At 68.6% G+C, this 20,033-nt stretch carries 21 protein-coding genes; 15 read left to right on the forward strand and 6 right to left on the reverse strand.

The window, feature by feature from the left end; all coding sequences use genetic code 11:
- The first annotated feature begins 140 nt into the window (after positions 1-140).
- Both H074_RS23210 and H074_RS23215 read left to right on the forward strand, forming a co-directional pair.
- Entirely contained in the window at positions 141-1,076 is a 936-nt protein-coding gene (locus H074_RS23210) for an LLM class F420-dependent oxidoreductase (protein WP_007032504.1), read from the forward strand.
- 96 nt (positions 1,077-1,172) lie between these two features.
- Complete coding sequence (locus tag H074_RS23215; protein WP_007032505.1) at positions 1,173-2,384, forward strand: MFS transporter; 1,212 nt, start codon at positions 1,173-1,175, stop codon at positions 2,382-2,384.
- Here the strand turns inward: H074_RS23215 and H074_RS23220 are convergent.
- Positions 2,368-3,906 (reverse strand): amino acid permease, encoded by a 1,539-nt coding sequence (locus H074_RS23220; RefSeq protein ID WP_007032506.1) that lies wholly within the window; start codon positions 3,904-3,906, stop codon positions 2,368-2,370. The two genes, H074_RS23215 and H074_RS23220, sit on opposite strands and share 17 nt — an antisense overlap.
- Positions 3,907-4,077: 171 nt before the next feature.
- Positions 4,078-5,196: a glycerophosphodiester phosphodiesterase gene (locus H074_RS23225; RefSeq protein WP_007032507.1), complete on the reverse strand. Its 1,119-nt coding sequence runs from the start codon at positions 5,194-5,196 to the stop codon at positions 4,078-4,080.
- 318 nt (positions 5,197-5,514) lie between these two features.
- Between H074_RS23225 and purD the strand changes: the two genes are divergently transcribed.
- From purD to H074_RS23260, 7 genes are all read left to right on the forward strand, one after another.
- Positions 5,515-6,777 (forward strand): phosphoribosylamine--glycine ligase, encoded by a 1,263-nt coding sequence (gene purD, locus H074_RS23230; protein ID WP_007032508.1) that lies wholly within the window; start codon positions 5,515-5,517, stop codon positions 6,775-6,777.
- Positions 6,778-6,908: 131 nt separating this feature from the next.
- Positions 6,909-7,295, forward strand: coding sequence for a type VII secretion target (locus H074_RS23235; protein WP_007032509.1), 387 nt, complete (start codon positions 6,909-6,911; stop codon positions 7,293-7,295).
- The gene (locus H074_RS23240) at positions 7,246-7,887 is read left to right on the forward strand and encodes a DUF3558 domain-containing protein (protein ID WP_235096852.1); all 642 of its coding nucleotides are present in this window, start codon (positions 7,246-7,248) and stop codon (positions 7,885-7,887) included. Before H074_RS23235 ends, H074_RS23240 begins: the two co-directional genes overlap by 50 nt.
- Positions 7,888-7,897: 10 nt before the next feature.
- Positions 7,898-9,550: a hypothetical protein gene (locus tag H074_RS23245; RefSeq protein ID WP_007032511.1), complete on the forward strand. Its 1,653-nt coding sequence runs from the start codon at positions 7,898-7,900 to the stop codon at positions 9,548-9,550.
- Between the two features lie 4 nt (positions 9,551-9,554).
- On the forward strand, positions 9,555-10,325 hold the full coding sequence (locus tag H074_RS23250) for an ESX secretion-associated protein EspG (RefSeq protein ID WP_007032512.1): 771 nt from the start codon (positions 9,555-9,557) through the stop codon (positions 10,323-10,325).
- Between the two features lie 186 nt (positions 10,326-10,511).
- A complete protein-coding gene (locus tag H074_RS23255; RefSeq protein WP_039923175.1) occupies positions 10,512-10,823 on the forward strand; it encodes a hypothetical protein in 312 nt (103 codons plus the stop codon).
- Positions 10,824-10,867: 44 nt separating this feature from the next.
- Positions 10,868-11,986, forward strand: coding sequence for a transglycosylase SLT domain-containing protein (locus tag H074_RS23260; RefSeq protein ID WP_007032514.1), 1,119 nt, complete (start codon positions 10,868-10,870; stop codon positions 11,984-11,986).
- A 258-nt stretch (positions 11,987-12,244) separates the two neighbouring features.
- Here H074_RS23260 and H074_RS42105 read toward each other — a convergent pair whose 3' ends face one another.
- Complete coding sequence (locus H074_RS42105) at positions 12,245-12,373, reverse strand: hypothetical protein (RefSeq protein ID WP_268744773.1); 129 nt, start codon at positions 12,371-12,373, stop codon at positions 12,245-12,247.
- A 3-nt stretch (positions 12,374-12,376) separates the two neighbouring features.
- On the opposite strand from H074_RS42105, the gene H074_RS23265 reads away from it, so the two are divergent.
- Together H074_RS23265 and H074_RS23270 are read left to right on the forward strand one after the other, a co-directional pair.
- Positions 12,377-13,564 (forward strand): pyridoxal phosphate-dependent aminotransferase, encoded by a 1,188-nt coding sequence (locus H074_RS23265; RefSeq protein ID WP_007032515.1) that lies wholly within the window; start codon positions 12,377-12,379, stop codon positions 13,562-13,564.
- 85 nt (positions 13,565-13,649) lie between these two features.
- A complete protein-coding gene (locus H074_RS23270) occupies positions 13,650-13,835 on the forward strand; it encodes a hypothetical protein (protein WP_007032516.1) in 186 nt (61 codons plus the stop codon).
- Here the strand turns inward: H074_RS23270 and H074_RS23275 are convergent.
- The 3 genes from H074_RS23275 to H074_RS23285 form a co-directional block, all read right to left on the reverse strand.
- Positions 13,832-14,653 carry an SAM-dependent methyltransferase gene (locus H074_RS23275; protein WP_007032517.1) on the reverse strand — a complete coding sequence of 274 codons (822 nt, stop codon included), beginning with the start codon at positions 14,651-14,653 and terminating at the stop codon, positions 13,832-13,834. The two genes, H074_RS23270 and H074_RS23275, sit on opposite strands and share 4 nt — an antisense overlap.
- 87 nt (positions 14,654-14,740) lie before the next feature.
- Positions 14,741-15,331: an HAD family hydrolase gene (locus tag H074_RS23280; RefSeq protein WP_007032518.1), complete on the reverse strand. Its 591-nt coding sequence runs from the start codon at positions 15,329-15,331 to the stop codon at positions 14,741-14,743.
- Positions 15,332-15,333: 2 nt separating this feature from the next.
- Positions 15,334-16,362: a threonine aldolase family protein gene (locus tag H074_RS23285; protein ID WP_007032519.1), complete on the reverse strand. Its 1,029-nt coding sequence runs from the start codon at positions 16,360-16,362 to the stop codon at positions 15,334-15,336.
- Between the two features lie 135 nt (positions 16,363-16,497).
- On the opposite strand from H074_RS23285, the gene H074_RS23290 reads away from it, so the two are divergent.
- From H074_RS23290 to purB, 4 genes are all read left to right on the forward strand, one after another.
- On the forward strand, positions 16,498-17,016 hold the full coding sequence (locus H074_RS23290) for a SigE family RNA polymerase sigma factor (RefSeq protein WP_005152531.1): 519 nt from the start codon (positions 16,498-16,500) through the stop codon (positions 17,014-17,016).
- Positions 17,003-17,707: a hypothetical protein gene (locus tag H074_RS23295; RefSeq protein WP_007032520.1), complete on the forward strand. Its 705-nt coding sequence runs from the start codon at positions 17,003-17,005 to the stop codon at positions 17,705-17,707. Before H074_RS23290 ends, H074_RS23295 begins: the two co-directional genes overlap by 14 nt.
- Before the next feature lie 125 nt (positions 17,708-17,832).
- On the forward strand, positions 17,833-18,435 hold the full coding sequence (locus H074_RS23300) for a TetR/AcrR family transcriptional regulator (RefSeq protein WP_007032521.1): 603 nt from the start codon (positions 17,833-17,835) through the stop codon (positions 18,433-18,435).
- Positions 18,436-18,508: 73 nt separating this feature from the next.
- Positions 18,509-19,939: an adenylosuccinate lyase gene (purB, locus tag H074_RS23305; protein ID WP_007032522.1), complete on the forward strand. Its 1,431-nt coding sequence runs from the start codon at positions 18,509-18,511 to the stop codon at positions 19,937-19,939.
- Positions 19,940-20,033 lie beyond the last annotated feature (94 nt).

Raw genomic sequence — 20,033 nt, forward strand, 5'->3', positions numbered from 1 at the left:
TGGCTAGGACGGTTAGAACCGTCCTAGCCACTCACGAGGTTTTCCTGGCGCTTCAGGTCCTCGTAAGCCTCCGCTCCGCGCGCGTGATCTCACCTGGTGAACGGCGAAATATCCGTTCGACGGCGTGGTTAGCGTTGAACATGACCATCGGAGTGGCACTCCCGTCCGGGGACACCGCGAATGCCATCAACATCGTCGACGAACTCATCACGCAGACCCGGCAGGCCGCCGGCGCGGGCCTGACGTCCGTCTGGTTCTCCCAGCAGATGGAGCACGACGCGATCACCGTCGCCGCCCTCGCGGGCCGCGCCGTCCCGGGAATCACCGTCGGTACCGGCGTCGTCCCGATCTACCCTCGGCATCCCTTGCTGATCACCGGCCTCGCGCAGACGGCGCAGGCCGCCACCGGGGGCCGCTTCGTCCTCGGCCTCGGGACCGGCGCGAAGAACTGGCTTGAACCGGCGTACGGCATCGAGTACCCGTCGCCGATCAAGCACCTTCGCGAGTACCTCACGATCCTCCGGCAGGTGCTCGATGGCGGCGAAGTCGACTTCCGCGGCGAGACAGTCAGGGCACACGCCAAGGGCTTCGCGGCTTCGCTGTCTGTCGCGGGGGCTTCGGACATCCCCGTGATCATCGCCGCGATGGGACGGCGGGCGCTGCGCGTCACCGGCGAGCTCGCCGACGGCACGATCCCGTTCCTGGCCGGGCCGAAGGCCCTTTCCGGGCTGATCGTCCCGGAGATCACCAAGGCCGCCGCGGGCCGTCCGGCGCCGCGGATCATCGCCATGGTCCCGGTCGTCGTGACCGGCGATCCCGACGCCGTCCGCGCCACGGTCGATCGGCAGTACGCGTTCTTCCGCGACATCCCCTCCTATCGCGCGGTCTTCGACGCCCAAGGGGTGGATTCCGCCGGTGACCTGGTGATCGCGGGGGACGAGGAGACCGTCGCGGCCGAAATCCGGCGGTACTTCGACGCCGGGGCGACCGAGGTCGTCGCGACGCAGAGCGGCATCCGGAACACGGAAGAGCGGCTCCGCACCTGGCGCGTGCTGGGAGACCTCGTCAAGCGCTGACCCGCCCTTTCAAGTCGTTCAGGCGCCCAGTGGCCTTGCTCACAGCGTTCGGATTGTGCATACTCGTGCGCATTGCGAACACAGCTGGAGGTTCCCATGTCCCCTGCCGCGGCCCGTTCCTGGGTGGTTCCACTCGCCTGGACGGCGGTACTGCTCGATGGATTCGACCTGGTCGTCCTGGGCACGGTGCTGCCCGCGCTGCTCCGTGACCACGTCTGGGGCCTGACGCCCGGCACGGCGTCGGTGATCTCGACGTTCGGCCTGATCGGCATGACGATCGGCGCGCTGGCGATCGGCACGATCACCGACCTGATCGGCCGGCGGAAGGCGCTGATCATCGCGGTCACCGCCTTCTCGGTGTTCACCGCGCTCTGCGCCGTCTCGCCGTCGGCGTTCGTCTTCGGTCTGCTGCGCTTCCTCGCCGGGCTGGGTCTCGGCGGCTGCCTGCCGACGGCGATCGCGCTGGTCACCGAGTACGCCCGCAAGGGGAAGGGCGGCAGCGCGACCACCACGGTGATGACCGGCTACCACGTGGGCGCGGTGCTGACGGCCCTGCTCGGCATCTGGCTGATCCAGCCGCTCGGCTGGCGCGCGATGTTCGTCGCGGGTGCGCTGCCCGCGCTCGTGCTGGTGCCGCTGATGATCAAGTATCTGCCGGAATCCGAGTCCTTCGAACGGGCGCGGGAGAAGTCGGCGACGGAAGTCGTCGGCGGCCTGTTCCACGGCGGGCTCCTGCGCGCCACCATCGCGTTCTGGGTGACTTCGTTCATGGGGCTGCTGCTGGTCTACGGGCTCAACACCTGGTTGCCGGAGATCATGCGCCAGGCCGGGTACCCGCTGGGCGCGGCGCTCGGGCTGCTGCTCACGTTGAACCTCGGCGGCGTCGTCGGCCTGCTCGTCGCGGGCCGGGTGGCGGACAAGGTCGGCGTGCGGCCGGCGGTGATCTTCTGGTTCCTTGGAGCGGCGGTGTTCCTGGCCTTGCTGAGCGTGAAGCTGCCCGCTGTCGGCCTGTACGTGGCCGTATTCCTCACCGGCGGTTTCGTGTTCAGCGCGCAGGTGCTCGTGTACGCCTACATCGGCAAGACCTACCCGGACGTCATGCGCGCCACCGGGATCGGCTGGGCGGCGGGTGTCGGCCGCGTCGGCGCGATCTGCGGCCCGATCCTCGGCGGCGCGCTGCTCAGCGCCGGGATCGCGTACCCGTGGGGTTTCTACGCCTTCGCCGGAGTCGGGGCATTGGGAGCGGCCGCGGTGACCGGAGTCCGAGCCGGCCGCTCCCGGGAGGACGCCGCTACCCCAGTTCCTTGAGTTCCCGTTCCACGGCGGCGAGCTCTTCCGCCGAACCCCGCACCTTCGGACCCTTGAACCACTTGCGTGCCGAGACGAACCACCACACCGCCGCACCACCTAGTACGACAAGGAAGGCGATAGGCGTGTAGTTGAAGCTGTCGATGGTGACCGGCGATCCCTGCGGGAGCATGAACAGCACGAAGATGAAGCACACCCAGACGGTCGCGACGGTCCCGATGAGCTTGCCCCAGCGGCCGAGGTTCCACGGTCCTGGTTCGAAGTCGTCGCCCTTGCTGACCCGCAGGAACACCGGGATCACGTAGGCCACGTAAAGGCCGACGACGGCGATCGAGGTCACCGCCGCGTAGGCGGTCGCGCTCCACAGGTACGGCAGGGCGAGCAGGAGCGCGCCGCCCGCGGCCAGCCACACCGCGTTGGTCGGCGTCTGGGTGCGCTTGTTGATGCGGTGCCAGAACTTCGACCCCGGGATCGCGCCGTCGCGGGCGAAGGCGTAGATCATCCGCGAGTTCGCGGTCACCGACGCCATCCCGCAGAACAGCTGCGCGCCGATGCAGATCAGCAAGAGGAACTTGCCGGTCGGCGCGCCGGTGGCGTCGATGAAGATCTGCGCGGGCGGCACTCCGGTTTCGGAGTCCACGGCGCCGTCGTAGTCCTGGATGGCGAAAGTGAGGCCGATCAGCAGGATCCACCCGGCGACCAACGAGACGAGGATCGAGTTGATGATGCCGCGCGGTCCGGCCTTCGCCGCGTTCTTGGTCTCCTCGGTCATATGCGCCGAGGCGTCGTAGCCGGTCAACGTGTACTGCGCGACGAGGAGCCCCAGTAAAAAGACGTAGACCGGTGAAGCCCATCCGGTCTTGTTCACGAACTCGCCGAAGACGAAGGACGCGTCCTGGTGCTTGGCGGGAACGATGATCAGCACCCCGACGATGACCAGCACGCCCGCCAGATGCCACCACACGCTGATGCTGTTCAGCAGAGCCACGATCTTCACACCGAAGGTGTTCAGCAGTCCGTGGATCACCAGGATGATCGCCAGCAGCAGGATCGTGTTGCCCGGCGTCGCCTCGAACCCGAACTGCAGGTCGAGGAAGGCGTTGAGGAACAACGCCGCGCCGAAGTCGATCCCCGCGGTGACGGCGATCTGCCCGATGAGGTTGAACCAGCCGGTGAACCACGACCACGCCGCGCCGTTGCGCGGGGCGAGCTTCGCGGCCCAGTAGTAGAGGCCGCCCGCGGTCGGGTAGCTGGAGCAGACCTCGGCCATGCCCAGCCCAACCAGGATGACGAAGAGGCCGACCAGCGGCCAGCCCCAGATCATCGCGGCGGGCCCGCCGGTCTTCATACCGAACCCGTAGAGGGTCAGGCAGCCCGAAAGGATCGAGATGATCGTGAAGGAGACGGCGAAGTTGGAGAAGGTCGACATCGTGCGCCGGAGTTCCTGCGCGTAGCCGAGTTGGTGGAGCCGGGCACTGTCTTCGTCGGCGGGTTCGGCGGCCTGCTTGTCAGAGACATCCATCGGGCACCCACTTAAAAGGTATGCGGACAGACCATTGAGATCCGCCGAAATTAGGCCCGCCGACCTGCGCATGTCAAGGTCCCGTCAAGAAACCCGCCCCGCTGGATGCAGTGAAAGGCCCCTTCATCGCAAGTTTTGCGATGAAGGGGCCTTTTGCTGCGTTTGAGAGCGTCAGCGGTCGCGGAACGCCTTCACGGCCTCCAGTGCGGTGTCCGGCTGGTCGGCGAAGTACCCGTCGACACCCGCCTTGAGGAACGCCTCCTGCTCGGCGAACGCGTCGCCGTACTCGGCGAGGTTCGCCGACGAGCGCAGGTTCTGGGGGAGGAAGTTGTTCTCGTTGCGGAACGTGTACGGCCCGACCTTCAGCCCGGCCTTGTGCGCGTCGGCGACGAGCTTGGTCGGCTGCCCCAGCGCACCGTTCACCACCGGGATGACCTGCGCCTTCTCCGGGCCCAGGTAGTCCGCGTACTTCGAGATCTCCTTCAGCCCCGCCGGTGTCACGAGGTCGGCGTACGTCCGCGGGTCGCCCTTCGCGACGAAGTCGGCCGGAGCACCGGTCGCCGAGGTCAGCTGCAGCAGCGGCACCCGCACCTGGCGCGAAAGCTCGATCAGGTTCGACACCTCGAACGACTGGATGATCACCGGCGCCTTCGGGTGGTTGAGCCCGTTGCGCTTGAGCAGTTCGACCAGCTTCGGCTCGGTCGGGTTCTTGATCGAGGAGAAGTAGGTCGAGTGCTTGATCTCCGGGTACGTCCCCAGCTCACGGCGCAGTTCGCGGCCCAGACGGCGCGTCAGGTCGAGCACCTCCTGGTAGGTGGCGATCCGGTAGCGGCCGTCGTAGATCTTGTTGTTCGGCCGCAGCTGCGGGATCCGCTCGGTCGCGCGCAGGGTCTTCAGCTCGGCGAGAGTGAAGTCCTCGGTGAACCAGCCGGTGAACGACGTGCCGTCGATGACCTTCGTCGTTTTCCGGTTCGCGAACTCGGGGTGCTTCGCGACGTCGGTGGTCCCGCCGATCTCGTTCTCGTGCCGGGCGACGAGCTGGCCGTCCTTGGTGGGGACCAGGTCGACGTCGACCCAGTCGACGCCCTGACGGTAGGCGAGCTCATACGAGGCGAGCGTGTGCTCCGGGCGGTAGCCGGGGGCGCCGCGGTGTCCGACGATCACCGGCCCATCGTGGCCCTTGGCCAGTGCCGACACATCTCGGGCACCGGGCTCGGCGGCGCCTGCCAGCCCGGTGACGCTGAGTACGGCGAGACCGGACAGGGCGAGCACGCCCAGGCGCTTTCGCATGGTGGGTAACCTCTTTCGCTTGAACTCGGGGTACCGCGCAACCCTTGACGCAGGAGGCGTCCGGCCGGCGAAGACGGACCGGCGGAGCGCTGACCGCCGGGTGAACGCCGGATGGAACCACCCGCTCGAGGACGGCGACGTGTTCGGGGCTGTGTTGATCGGTGACCCGCGACCGCGATCGCGTCGCCGAGGCAGGTTCGTGTTTTCGCAGGTCAGACGTTATGGTGCCCCGCCGCCACGATAGCGGGGCCTCCGGCCGGGGCGGGTTTCACGTGGCTCCGCCGACAGGGCGTCTCCGGCCCGGTTACCCTGTGCGTCGTGCGCGTACTGGTAATCGGGTCCGGCGCCCGTGAGCATGCACTTGTCCTCGCGGTCGCGGAAGACCCTTCCGTCACCGCACTGGCCTGTGCCCCGGGCAACGCCGGCACCGCTTCGGTGGCCGAGCAACTCGGCGTGGACGCGGCCGACCCCGAATCGGTCTCCGCCCTCGCCAAGCAGTGGCAGGCGGACCTGGTGGTGGTCGGTCCCGAGGTCCCGCTGGTGGCGGGCGTCGCCGACGCGGTCCGGAAGGCGGGCATCGCCTGCTTCGGTCCGTCCGCGTCCGCGGCCAGGATCGAGGGTTCGAAGGCGTTCGCGAAGGACGTCATGGCGGCCGCGAAGGTGCCGACGGCGCACTGTGAGGTCGTCGACAACCCGGCCCGGCTCGACGCCGCGCTCAGCCGGTTCGGCCCCACCTGGGTGGTCAAGGACGACGGCCTCGCCGCGGGCAAGGGCGTCGTGGTCACCACGGACGTCGACGTCGCGCGCAAGCACGCCCTGATGCTGCTCGACGGCGGGCACCCGGTGCTCCTGGAGTCCTTCCTCGACGGTCCGGAGGCCTCTCTCTTCTGCTTCGTCGACGGCCGCACGGTCGTCCCGCTGCTGCCCGCGCAGGACTTCAAGCGCGTCGGCGACGGCGACGCGGGCCCGAACACCGGCGGCATGGGGGCATACGCGCCGTTGCCGTGGGCGCCGAAGGACCTGGTCGACGACGTCGTCGCCCGCATCGTCCAGCCCGTGGTCGACGAACTCGACAACCGCGGCGCCACCTTCTCCGGCCTGCTCTACGCCGGTCTCGCGCTGACCTCCGAGGGCCCGCAGGTCATCGAGTTCAACTGCCGTTTCGGTGACCCGGAGACCCAGGTCGTCCTCGCGCTGCTGCGCAGCCCGCTCGGCAAGGTCCTGCACGCGACGGCGACCGGCAAGCTGGCCGACCTGCCGCCGCTGGAGTGGGACTCCGGGGCGGCGGTCACCGTCGTGCTCGCCGCGGACGGTTACCCCGGCAAGCCGAGGACCGGTGACGTCATCACCGGTGGCGAGATCGAAGGCGTGCTCCACGCCGGAACCCGCCGCCGCGACGACGGCGCCGTGGTCTCCTCCGGCGGCCGCGTGCTCTCGGTCGTGGGCACCGGCAAGAACCTGAAGGCCGCCCGCAAGGACGCCTACGCGACGATCGAGAAGGTCCACTTGGCCGGCTCCCACCACCGCACCGACATCGCCCTGCTCGCCGCCAAGGGAGAGATCGCCACCCCGGTCTCGTGAATTCGCCGGCGGAACCGTTCCGGTCCCGGGTGCGTCCAACCCGGTATTTCCGCGAAGCTCAGGCGCTCGATACATCAGCGTTGGTAGCCTCGACGGGGCGAACGGTCACCGTCCGTACAAGGGGTGGGGAAATGGCAGCATCGAGCAAGGTCCAGGACCTCACGTCGGCGGTCCCGGCGCCACCGTCGGTGGCCGACATCAGAGTCGATCCGTCGAAGCTGCTCGAAGTGGCGAAGATCGTCGAAGAGCAGGTCGACGCGTTGCAGGACAAGCTCATGACGCGGCTCGACCAGCTGCGGATCGACACTCCGTCCAACGACACCGTGAGCGTGCACGCGACCAGCGTCTGGAACGAGCTCGTGGCCGACGGCGACCAGTCGTACGCGGCGCAGGTCCGGGCGTATGTGGCCGGTCTGCGGGGACTGGTCAACCAGCTCCGCACGGCGGCCAAGGAGTACAAGACCAGTGATGCGGACAAGGCCGCCGCGTTCGGGGACCGTGGTGTACACCGGGCGTAGGCCTCGTGTGCTGGTGTCCGGCGGCGTGCTCACCCTCGCACTGGCCGGCTGCGCCACGGACACGGGCGGACAGGCTTTTCCCAACGAACCCGCGCTGGCTTCGGCCACGCAGGGTGCCAAGGCGTCCGCGCTGCCCGCCAGGCCCGCCGAGTTGAGCCTGCAGGGTGTCGATCCGTGTGCCTTGCTCACCGATCCGCAGCTCGATCAGCTCAAGATCAACAGTAAGCCGCGCGCCGCCGCGGAACCGATCGACGGTCCGACCTGCGTCCTCGACGCGGACGCCGCGGAACCCTTCCACAGCTATTACGTCCGCACGGTCACCGCGGACGTCGAAGAGTGGTTCACCGGCAAGCGCCGCAAGAACAGCATGACCACGGAGCCGACGGCGGTCGGCGGATTCCCCGCCATCACGAACCACCGCGACGCCGGGAAACCGAGTGATTGCGAAACGCTCGTCGGTGTCGCGCGAGGACAGACGCTGGCGGTGCGGGCCGTCACCGTCACCGCCGGCGCGTTCACCATGCCGCGACTGTGCGAGATGTCCGCGCAGGCGGCCGATTTGGCTCTGCAGACCTTGAAAGCACGCAACTAGGGAGGGCGGCGTGAACGTTTCCGACCTCGCGGGCAGGCTCCGCGATCTTCGGTTCGACGGCTACACCGACACCGGGATCGCGACCGAGATCGAACGCTTCCGCAGCGGTGACGGCACCGGCAGCATCGGCATCGCCGTCGACGCGCTGAAGTCTGTCGCGGGCGCGCTCGCCGACACCGACAAGACGCTGCGTGACGAACTGGGCAAGCTCGGCGTGGAATGGCAGAGCGAGGCGGGTGGCGCCGCCGGCCAGGTGTTCACCGAGCAGGCGGGTTTTTCCCAGGACGCGAACTCGAAGGTCTCACACTCCGCGGAGATGATCTTCGCGCAGGGTGAGGCCTTCAACCGGACCCTGCACAAGCTTCCGGATCCGGAAGTGGTCCGGAAGGGCGCCGGCGGGTTGACCATCGGTGATGTCGTGCTGAGCCTCATCGGGTTCGAGACCGACCACGCCAAGAGCGTCAGTGCCGCGAACGACGCGCGGGCGCAGGCGCAGGAGGCGTTGAACGACTACGCCAAGACGAGCGGCGAGAATCTGCTGTCGACCGACACACTGGCCGACCCGCAGGCGATGAACCTGACCCAGACCACGACGACCGCCGGAGCGGGCGGCGGTTCCGCGCCGCTCGACCTCGCGGGCACGGCCACGGAGCTGACCCCGGACGGCAGTGTGCGGCCCGCGTCGGCCGCCGTCGAGTCGAAGTACGTGCCGCCGGTCGCGCAGCCCGTCGGCAACAAGGCGCCGTCCTACGACGCGCCGACCCCGGCCTACGGCGTCGCCATGGGCGGTGGGACGGCCAGGAAGACCGCTTCGGCGGCGCCCAACGCCGGCGTGACGGCTCCCGCGGCCGCCGCCCCGACCACGCCGTCCGGCACGTCGAGGCCGGCACCCGCACCGGGTACCGGCTGGGTGACACCGAACCGGCCGTCTCCGCAGCCCGAACAGGGCAGGCCGTCGTACCCGATCACCGGCTCGCCCGCCTCGCCGCCGTTCGTCCCGCCGGGCGCGCCGAATACCCCGAACATCCCACCGGGCCAGTCCACCGGCAGCCTGCCGCCGAACAGCACCACGTCGGCGCAGCCGGTCGGCAAGTCGTTCGGCACCGGTCCCGGTATCGACAGCGCTCTCGGCAAAGGCCCCGGCTCCAGCTCCGGCCCCGGTGTCTTCGGCAACGTCGGTGGTGGCACCGGGGGTGACCAGGCGCTCGGCAAGGGCCGCTCGGTCGGCTCCGGACCGCAGGCGCCGATGGCCCCCGGCAACGAATCCGGCCGCGGCTTCCCCGCCGTCCCGAAGATCACCGGCCCGGCCGCGGGCGATCTGGGTGCCGGCGCCGCCGCGCTCGGCGCCGGTGTCGCCGGTGGTGCGCTGAGCGGCGACAAGGAACGCGACCGCCGTCCCCGTCAGGAAGGCGGCGTGAAGCCGACCCGTCAGCTGCCGATCGGTGAGCTTCCCGAAGAGGAGGCCATGCGGCGCTCGGAGAAAATCGGCGCGAAGCAGCCGAAGCCCGAGTCGAAGTTCATGGAGCGCGCGGCCACCCAGGACGTCGAAGAGGACGCGGAGCACATCAGGCGTTACGGCGTCGACGACAAGGACCTGTTCACCGACGAGCGCTTGGTTTCGCCCGACGTGATCGGTGACCACGGCAACCGGGAAGCGCGCTGAACCTGTGCCGAACGACAACGGCAGCCTGGTGCTGTCCGCACTCGAGTTCGAAATGCTCTGGGAAGCCGAACGGCTGCCCCGCCGCCATGTCGCACTCGACGTGCCGAGCCCCGGAACGACCCACACGGAGCGGGCGGCACTGATCGAAGAGGCCTGGGATTCCCTGCGCGCGCGAGGTCTCGCGCGGGGACACCAGGCGTCGGGCGAGCTGGTCGACATGCTGAACCTGTTCGCGCACCCCAGGTTCGCGATCGACGTCTGGGTGTGGACCGACCGCGAGATCAAAGGCCAGGCGGTCAGCGTCGGCAGCCAGGCGTTGCTCGGTGTGATCGACTCCGGTCAGGTGTGGCTGATCCCCGCCCGCGAGAGTTCCCTCGCCGAAGCCGCCGTCTCGGTCGCGGGCGACCTCGGCCCCGGCGTCGGCCAGTCGATCAGCATCCCGCACGATGTCCTCGTCCAGGCCGACGCCGCCGCCCGCGGCGACGCGAAAGCGCTGGTCACCGCGTTGGAAGACTTGGACGTGCCCCTCTGGCAGGCCCAGGAGGTGGCGGGCATGCTGCTCGGCCAGGAGGCGCGCGGCCAGTTCGGCGTCGAACGCGCGGGCCGCGACGGCCGCCCCCGGCGAGCGGACAGCGTGGTCGCCTTCTACGACACGGACGCGGGACGGTACCTGTTCCAGGTCGCGCGGAACCGGGACGGGCGTGATTGGGCGACCATCACCCCGGCGGACAACCAGCTGCTGGCGACACGGATCCGGGAAGTCGCCGACTTCTGACTTGCCCGATTCACCGAGTTCACCCCGATTCGGCCGTTTCACGAAGTCGATATCGGCGGGGTGGAACTTGGCGTGGATGCGCACATGGCCCGCTTCCGAGGTCTTAAAGTATGCGCGGGAACCGTCCTGATCGGCCGCGCGTCTGATCGGACGGACACAAGTTTTCCGTGAAGGGGATGACGAACCGTGCCTGTGTACGACCCGGATTCCATGGGGATCGCCGCCGGTCAGGTGGAGAAGCTCAAGGACGAGTTCGAGAAGACCAAAAAGGGCGTCACCGGGATGGATGACGAGAAGGAAAGCCCCTTCGGTGGAGTGGACGAGCACGGCGACGCGCACGGTGCGGTCGGCAAGTTCAAACAAGGAGTCCACAACGAATTCGATTCGGCCGGTCAGCTGATGGAGGCCACGGCCTTCGTGCTGCGAAAGGCGGCAGGGCTGATCAAGGAAACCGAAGAGGTTCATGTGGACAACCTGAAGCTGTACGGAAACCTGTGACGATTCGCCAGGCCTGGGGGCCGAAGACCAAGGGGGCTTGAGCAGTGGCTTTGAACGGTGTCGGCGCCGGCACGCCGGACGGCTGGGACGCACTGGTCCAGAAAGCCGAGCAGATCAGCAAGGTCAACCTCGCCGCCATTCAGAACGCCTCGAAGCAGTTCAAGACGGCCGCTGACAACGCGGGTGATCACAGCGCGGCGTTGTCCAGTTCGACCGAAGCGTTGAACGGCGGCGTCTGGGTCGGGCCTGCCGCGGAGGCCTTCTTCGATTACGTCAAGTCGATCACCAAGGCCGGGAAGAACGTCGAAGAGCAGTTGGGCAAGGTCGTCGACGACCTCGATCGCGTCCACACCGATCTCGGCAACATCAAGGCCCAGGTGAAGGGCGTCTACGAAGACGCCGAAGCGGCGGTCAACAAAAGGAACACCCAGGCGGAGACGGACAAGGACGCGGCGATCAAGGCCGCCTCGCAGGCCGAGAAGGACCACAAGCCGGCGCCGAGTCCTTCGGCCGACGAGATCATCCAGAAGGCCAAGACTGATATCAACGGTATCGCCAAGGACGCCGACGGCCGGGTCAAGGGCCTGCTCGACCAGGCCAACCAGATGATCAAGAAGTCCCAAGAGCTGATGAAGAAGGACATCGAGGGCGGCTATTCCACGGTCCCGATGCCCGGCAAGGACGGCAGCGTCCCCAAGCGCACCGGCGGTCTCCACGCCGGCGGTGGCGGTGGAGGAGGCGGCGGCGGTGGCGGTGGGGGCGGCGGCCTCGGGCCGAGCGGCGGCCCGCCGTCGACGACGCCGCCGGGCAACGTCCAGCAGTGGATCCAGGAGGCCATCAAGATCCTTCAGGCCGCCGGTATCCCGGTGACGGACGCGGACATCCAGAAGATCTGGACGATCATCGAGAAGGAGTCCGGCGGTAACCCCAACGCCATCAACAACTGGGACTCCAACGCGGCCAAGGGCACGCCGTCCAAGGGTTTGATGCAGTGCATCGACCCGACCTTCAACGCGCACAAGCTTCCCGGGCACGACGACATCTACAACCCGGTCGACAACATCATCGCGGGCGTGCGGTACACGTTCTCGCGGTACGGCGGCTTCGACGGGCATCCGGGGCTGAAGTCCATGGCCGGCGGCGGCGGGTACCAGGGTTACTAGCGACCTCGTGAGTGGCAAGGACGGCCATTGAGCCGACGGGAAATCGGGGCGTGCCGATGGCGGGGTGTGTGGAAATAGGGACGTTGAGTGTCCCTATTTCCACACACCCGTCACGTTCGGTTACCTCTCGGCCGTGATCGGACCGGTGATGCGGGGACTGTGTGGATTTTGGGACGTTGGATGACCCGAAATCCACACAGTCACGGTCAAGAGAACCGTCCTTGCCGCTCACGACCGCCCGCACCCGCCTCGGCCTCGTTAATCCTTGAGCACCAAGACGTTCGCCGCCCCCATCAGCGGTCGCATGGCCGCCTTCATCACCCGATCCCGGAACGGTAGATAGGGCAGCATCCGCATCGACTCCTGGCGAAGGCGGGTTAGCCTCACCCCATGTCCTTCCCCGGTTCAGCCGCACGCTCCGACGTCCCGCCCTTCCACGTCATGGACGTCCTTTCGGCCGCGCAAGCACGGCAGCGCAGTCATGGGGACCTGGTCCCGTTGCTCGCGGGGCAGCCGTCCGCGCCGGCGCCGCGGCCCGTGCTCGAGGCGGCGGAGCGGGCGCTGAAGGAGCACAACCTCGGCTACACCGAGCAGCTCGGCATCCCGGAACTGCGCGAGGCCGTCGCGGAGCACTACAACCGCACGTACCCGGTCGACGTGAGCCCGCAGGACGTCATCATGACGACCGGTTCCTCCGGCGGTTTCCTGCTCTCGTTCCTCAGTGCCTTCGAGGCGGGCGACCGCGTCGCGATGGCGCGTCCCGGCTACCCGGCCTACCGCAACCTGTTGAAGGTGCTCGGGTGCGAGGTCGTCGAGTTCGCCACCGGGGCGGGCACGAACTTCCAGCCGACCGTCGCGCGGCTCGACGAATTGGGGCCGATCAAGGGACTCATCGTGGCGAGCCCGAGCAATCCCACCGGCACCGTCCTGCCGCCGGGTGAACTGGCCGCGATCAGCGGCTGGTGCGCGTCACACGGCGTGCAACTGATCAGCGACGAGATCTACCACGGGATCTCCTACGGCGCCGGACTCGATTGCGCCTGGCAGTACGGCAACGAGGCGCTCGTCCTCGGCTCGTTCTCCAAGTACTTCGCCATGACCGGTTGGCGGCTCGGGTGGATGCTCGCGCCTCAGCGGCTGCATCGCGCGATCGACGTCCTGACCGGCAACTTCACCATCTGCCCGCCAGCGGTCTCTCAGCACGCCGCGGTCGCCGCGTTCACCCCGGAGGCGTACGCGGAGGCCAACGGTCACGTCGAGCGCTACCGGGCCAACCGCGACGCGCTCTTCGCCGGACTCAAGGGCATCGGTATCGACAAGCTCGCGCCGGCCGAAGGCGCCTTCTACGCCTACGCCGACGTCTCCGCGTACACGAACGACAGCCTCAGCTGGTGCCAGCGCCTCCTCGCCGACACCGGTGTCGCGATCGCTCCCGGGATCGACTTCGACGTGAGCGACGGCGGCCGGTTCGTGCGGTTCTCCTTCGCGGGCTCGCGCGAGGACATCGACGAAGGGGTCCGCAGGCTGGGCGAGTGGCTCAAGGCTCAGGGGGAACCCGGAAATCACCCTGAACGTTAGACAGAACGAAGGCGCTCGCGAGCTCCGCCTGACAACCTGGACTCACCGGGCCCGCTCGGGCGCGGTGAGGCAATCGGAGGATGCCATGTTCTGGAAGATCGTCGGCGGGCTGATCCTGGCTTGGGTGGCCTTCATGGTGCTCGGATCCGTGCTCGGTTTCCTCGTGAAGGCCGTCTTTTGGATCGCCGTCATCGGCGGCGCGGTCTTCCTCGGCACGGCCGCGTACGGCGCCATCAAGGGCAAGGGCACCCCGAAGCAGCTCCGCCGTTAGGGCTTACGCGCCACCCCGCCGAGCGACGTGAAGTTCACGGGCGAAAGCGGGGTGAAGCGCGGGCCGTCCGGCCACCACAGGTGCGGGTACGTCAGCCCGGGTTCCATGAGATCGAGTCCCTCGAAGAACGACTCGATCTCCTCGCGCGTGCGGTACAGCGTGTCCAGCCCCGTGCCGTCGAAGCGCTTCTCGAGTGACGTCGCGATGTCGGCGGCTTCGGAGCCGTCGGCGGGGTTGTGCTGGTGCAGCAGCGCGACGAACGAGCCCGGCGCCAGCGCGTCGACGTAGGCGCGGACGATCTTCCGCGCCTCGTCGAGGTCCTGGATGTGGTGGATGATCGCGCACAGGATCAGCCCCACCGGCCGGTCGAAGTCCAGCCGGTGGGTGCGTGCGAGCTTCTCGATGACCTCGGCCGGTTCGGTCAGGTCGGCGGCCGCCATATGCGCGAAGTCATTCGCCGCGAGCAGTGCGCGGCCGTGCGCCTGGACCACCGGATCGTGGTCGACGTAGACGACCTGCGCCTCGGGGTTGTACCGCTGCGCGACCTGGTGCGTGTTGTCCACGGTCGGGAAGCCGGAGCCGAGGTCGAGGAACTGGTCGATGCCTTCCCGGTCGGTCAGGTAGCGCACGGTCCGGATCAGCCAGTGCCGGATTTCCTTGGTCATGGCCTGGGACCCCGGCGCGAGTTCCAGGATCTGGCGCAGCACCGCCCTGTCGGCCTCGTAGTTGTCCTGGCCGCCCATCAGCGCGTCGAAGACCCGCGCGATGCTCGGCCGGTCGAAATCGACGGGAACGAACGGACGCTGGTCCGCGGACATGGGCACCTACCGGGTGAATCGGTTCGGACACGTCAAGCGTAGGCCATCCGCTTCACCGCGCGTAAGCGGACGAGCGGCGAGGGTGAATTATTCCTCCGAAGAGCCGAAGCTGGATTTCGCTGTGGTCACACCGACCCAGCGTTCCGCCTTCATCCCGACCGCCCGCGCACCGTCCACATTGGACTGTCGGTCGTCGAAGAACAGGCAGTCGGCCGGTTCGGCGCCGAGTTCGGCGAGCAGCATCCGATAGATCTTCGCGTCGGGTTTCAGGCAGCCGAGGTCGCCGGAGAAGAGCTTCACGCGGAACAGGTTCGCCCATTCCTGCTCGCGAACCCAGCGTCCGAAGGTGGACGACGCGTTCGAGAGCAGCGCGAGCGCCGCGCCCGCTTCGTGCAGCCCCTCCAGCAGTTCGAGCACGTCGGGTTCGACGTGTGTCCAGCCGGTGACGTCGATCCGGGTCAGTTCGTCGGCGAACGCCTTGCCGACCGGGACGTCCAGCGCGCGGCCGACGCTCTGCCAGTACTCGAGATCCGAGCCGCCGGAGTCGTACCGGGCCCGCTCGGCCCAGTAATGCGGCTCGAAGTCTGCGACTTCGAGGTCGAAGGCCTTGGCCAGGGTCGGCAGCGCGTCGGTGTGCGCGCTGATGACGTCGCCGTAGTCGAAGACGATCCAGTTCATGTTCAGCCCCCGGTCTTGATGCGTTGAAGGGTTTCTTCGATGTCCGCCGCCGAAAGGTCCCGGTGTGCCACGAACCGGATCCTGCCCGCGCTGGGCAGCGTCTGGATGCCGAGCCCGGCCAGCCACGCCAACCGGCCTTCGAGGTCGGGAGCGGCGGCCAGGACGATGTTGGTGTCGGGCGCGTTGACCTCCCAGCCGTGCTCGGCGAGCCCGGCCGCGAGCCGTGTCGCGTTCTCGTGTGTCTCGGCCAGGTCGCCGACGCGGTCCAGAGCGACCAGGCAGGCCGCGGCCAGCACGCCGCCCTGGCGGATGCCGCCACCGAGCATCTGGCGCATCCGCCGGGCCTTCTCGATGAACTCCGGGCTGCCTGCCACCACCGAGCCGACCGGCGCGCCGAGCCCTTTGGAGAAACAAGCCGAAACGGTGTCGACCCCGACCGTGAGCGCCGCCGGCGGGACCTCGAGCACGACCGACGCGTGCCAGATGCGGGCGCCGTCGAGGTGCACGGTCAGCCCGGCCTCTTTCGCCACCGCGACCAGCTGGGCGTGCTCGTCGGGCGGGGTGACCGCGCCGCCCGCCGTGTTGTGCGTGTTCTCCAGGCACAAAAGCGGGGTGCGCAGCGCGTAGTACGGCCCGCGCGGGATGCCGATCGCGGCCGAAAGCGTTTCCGGCGTCGGCCGTCCCGGTCCGGCGTCGTGCTCCAGCGGTTCCGGCATGCCGCCCGCGAGCCAGGCGGCGGAACCGAGTTCGTCGGTGATCACGTGCGCGCCGCGCGGCGCGAGGAACCGGTCGCCACGCTCGAGATGGATGCTCAGCGCGATCAGGTTCGCCATGGTCCCGGTCGGCGTCCAGAGCGCGGCCGGCATGCCGAGGAGTTTCGCGGCGCGCCGCTCCAGGGCGCCGACGGTCGGATCACCGTCGAGGACGTTGTCGCCGACCTCGGCCTTCGCCATGGCCTGGCGCATGACGTCGTCCGGCCGGGTCACGGTGTCGGAGCGGAAATCGATCAACGGGAGAGGGCGCGAGGTCACGGTACGATCACATCACATCGTCGGGCCCGCGATGAATCTCCTCCCCGGCTGGTCCGCCGCGCCCGCTCATGCAACCGTGGACGCCCCCGGTTCCGTCCTACCCACCGACGAGGCAAGAGCGGAGACAAAAACCGCGTGAACCAGCGCGACGAACAAGAGTTCGCGGAGTACTTCGCCGCGAAGCGGGACTCCGTGCGCAGGACCGCGTACATGCTCTGCGGTGACTGGCATCGCGCGGACGATCTCGCGCAGACGGCGTTCGTCGCGTTGCACCGGAGGTGGAAGAAGATCAGAGAACGGGCGGCGACCGACGCCTACGTGCGGAAGACGCTGGTCAGGGCGGCCATCGACGAGTCGAGGCGGCCGTGGCGGCGGGAGTGGCAGACCGAAGAGCTGCCCGAACCGCCGCAGGACGGCTTCGACCTCGGCGAACAGGTCGTCACCAGGGAAGACCTGCTGGCCGCGTTGCGCGAAGTGCCCCCGAAACAGCGGGCCGTGCTGGTGCTCAGGTTCTTCGAGGGGCTGGACGTCGGTGCGGCGGCGAAGGCGCTCGGCTGCAGCGAAGGGAACGTGAAGAGCCAGACCGCGCGTGGACTGGCGAACCTCAGGCAGGTCATGGAGAAGGAGGAGGTGGCACGGGATGGACGAGAATGACCTGAAGGCGTTGTTCCGTGACGCCCCCGGCGACGCGCCGTCGCCGACCTTCGACACCGCCGACGTGGTCCGCGCCTCCAAACGCGCCACGGCCCGACGCCGAAACGGTATCGCGGTGGCCTGTAGTGCGGTGGTTTTGGTCTTGGCCGGAGTGGGCATGTTCGGCGTGCTCGGCGGAACCGGGCTCCAGATGGGGAGCGCGGCGAAATCCGACAACGAAGCGGCCTCCGTGGAGCAACCCGGGGCGGCGTCCGCACGTCCTCTTGACAGCGGGGAGTCCTCGAACTTCTCGAACCCGCCGCCTCAGCAGGGGGGCGACGGGCCAGAGAAGACCGGCCAGATGACGGCCGAAGGCACCTACGGGTGCGACCAGGTGGACCGGGAGCTCGCCACCGCCCTCGCTGGCGAGCTCCCGGTCCCCGTGGATGTCGCCAAGTCGACGCCCGGCGACATCTGTACGACGGGAGCCAGGTCCGCCGGGTTCCAGGTGCCGGGCGGCACGGTGTCCGCCGCGGTCTTCCCCGCGGGTTCGTCCGTCCCGTCGATGCCCGCCGGGGCGGCCGAAGCGCGCCGGACCACCGCAAAGGGGTCGCTGGTGGTCGTGGTGAGCCTCGGCGACGGCTCGGGCAGGCCCGCCTTCCCCGAGCCCGACGTCGACAGGCTTGTCGGCGTGCTCGCCGCCCGCTACTGAGCCAGCCGGCGGAGCTCACCTACTGGACGACTGTGACGTGGATGACCAGGCAGCGCACTGCCGACGTCGATCGCGGTCGCGGGTTCACCGACGGACACTGACCACACCTGGCAAAATAGCCCGCCATGACCGCCGCAGCGACCACGCCGAAGGGTGAGCGACGCCGTGCCGAGCTCATCGAGGCCGCGGCGTCGCTGCTGGCCGAGGGCGGTTTCGACGCCGTGCGGCATCGTGCGGTCGCCGAACGCGCGGGACTGCCGCTGGCGTCGACGACGTACTACTTCGACTCGCTCGATGAGCTCGTCACGGCCGCCGTGGAACACCACGCGAAGGTGGAATTGGAGACCGGGCGGCAGCGCCTCGACGAGCTGGCGACCCGCAACCGCGGTGTCGAGGCCACCGTCGACCTGGTGCTCGACATGCTCCTCGGCCCCCTCCGCGCGGATCGCGAAGCCGACGCCGAAGCGGTTCTTCTGCGCTACGAACGCCTCGTCGGTACAGGCCGTCGTCCGTACCTTCGTCCCCTGATGCGGACGCTGTCCGCGCAGCTGTACGAACTGCTCCACGAGATCTTCGCGCGCTCCGGCACCCCCGTGGACGGCGCCGAACTGGAGCGGCTGGTCGCGCTGGTCGACGGCGCCGTGGTCAACGCGCTGATCGAGGTCGACCCGGAGCCGCGCGCCGCCGCCGCCCGGATGCTCCAGAACGCCCTCGCCCCCCGCAATTAGTCACCTACTTGCGTTCTCGTGGCGCAAGTAGGTGACTAATTGCGGGGGGTTTGCGGGGGGTTAGTCTGGCCGCGTGACGGACAAGCCCCGCATCCCCAACGTGCTCGCCGGCCGCTACGCCTCGCCTGAGCTGGTCGAACTGTGGTCCCCGGAACGCAAGGTCGTGCTGGAGCGTGAGCTCTGGCTCGCCGTGCTCCGCGCGCAGGCCGACCTCGGCGTCGAGGTGCCGGACGGTGTCGTCGCCGACTACGAACGCGTCCTGGAGCAGGTCGACCTCGACTCGATCGCCGCGCGCGAGCGGGTCACCCGGCACGACGTGAAGGCCCGCATCGAGGAGTTCAACGCGCTCGCCGGGCACGAGCACGTCCACAAGGGCATGACGTCGCGAGACCTCACCGAGAACGTCGAGCAGCTGCAGGTACTGCGTTCGCTGGAGCTGGTGCGCAGCCGCGTCGGCGCGGTGCTGGCCCGGCTCACCGCGATCGCGGTCGAACACTCCGACACGGTGATGGCCGGCCGTTCGCACAACGTCGCCGCGCAGGCGACGACCCTGGGCAAACGCTTCGCCACCGCCGCCGACGAACTGCTGGTCGCCTTCGACCGGCTCGAAAACCTCATCGGCCGCTACCCGCTGCGCGGCATCAAGGGCCCGGTCGGCACCGCGCAGGACATGCTCGACCTGCTCGGCGACGAGTCCACTTTGGACGAGCTGGAGTCGCGGGTCGCGGCCCATCTCGGCTTCGAGAACGTGTTCACCAGCGTCGGCCAGGTGTACCCGCGTTCGCTCGACTTCGACGTGCTGTCCACCGTCGTCCAGCTCGCGGCCGCCCCGTCCAGCCTGGCGAAGACGATCCGCCTGATGGCGGGCCACGAACTGGTCACCGAGGGCTTCAAACCGGGTCAGGTCGGCTCGTCGGCCATGCCGCACAAGATGAACACCCGTTCGTGCGAGCGCGTCAACGGGCTCGCCGTGGTGCTGCGCGGCTACCTGTCGATGATCGGCGAGCTCGCCGGCGACCAGTGGAACGAAGGCGACGTGTCGGACTCCGTCGTCCGCCGGGTCGCGCTGCCCGACGCGTTCTTCGCGCTCGACGGCCTGCTGGAGACCTTCCTCACGGTGCTGGCCGAGTTCGGCGCCTTCCCGGCGGTCATCGGACGTGAGCTCGATCGCTATCTGCCGTTCCTCGCGACCACCAAGGTGCTCATGGCCTCGGTCCGCGCGGGTGTCGGGCGTGAAACCGCTCACGAGGCGATCAAGGAGAACGCCGTCGGCGTCGCGCTCGCGATGCGGGAGCAGGGGCTGGCGGAGAACGACCTCCTCGACCGGCTCGCCGCCGACGAGCGCATCCCGCTCGACCGCGGTGAGCTGGACAAACTCCTCGCCGACCGGATCTCGTTCACCGGTGTCGCGCCCCGTCAGGTGGCCGCGATCGCGTCGCGCGTCGAGGCGATTCTGGAGCGTTTCCCGGAGTCGGCGAACTACTCGCCGGCACCGATCCTCTGACCTGTGAGCAGCCCCACCGCGGGGCGTTCACAGAGTGAGACGAAGTTACTCGATCGGGCGAAATGCCTAATCTCGATCGCTGAACCCGGAGCGC

Source organism: Amycolatopsis decaplanina DSM 44594 (assembly GCF_000342005.1).
GTDB lineage: Bacteria > Actinomycetota > Actinomycetes > Mycobacteriales > Pseudonocardiaceae > Amycolatopsis > Amycolatopsis decaplanina.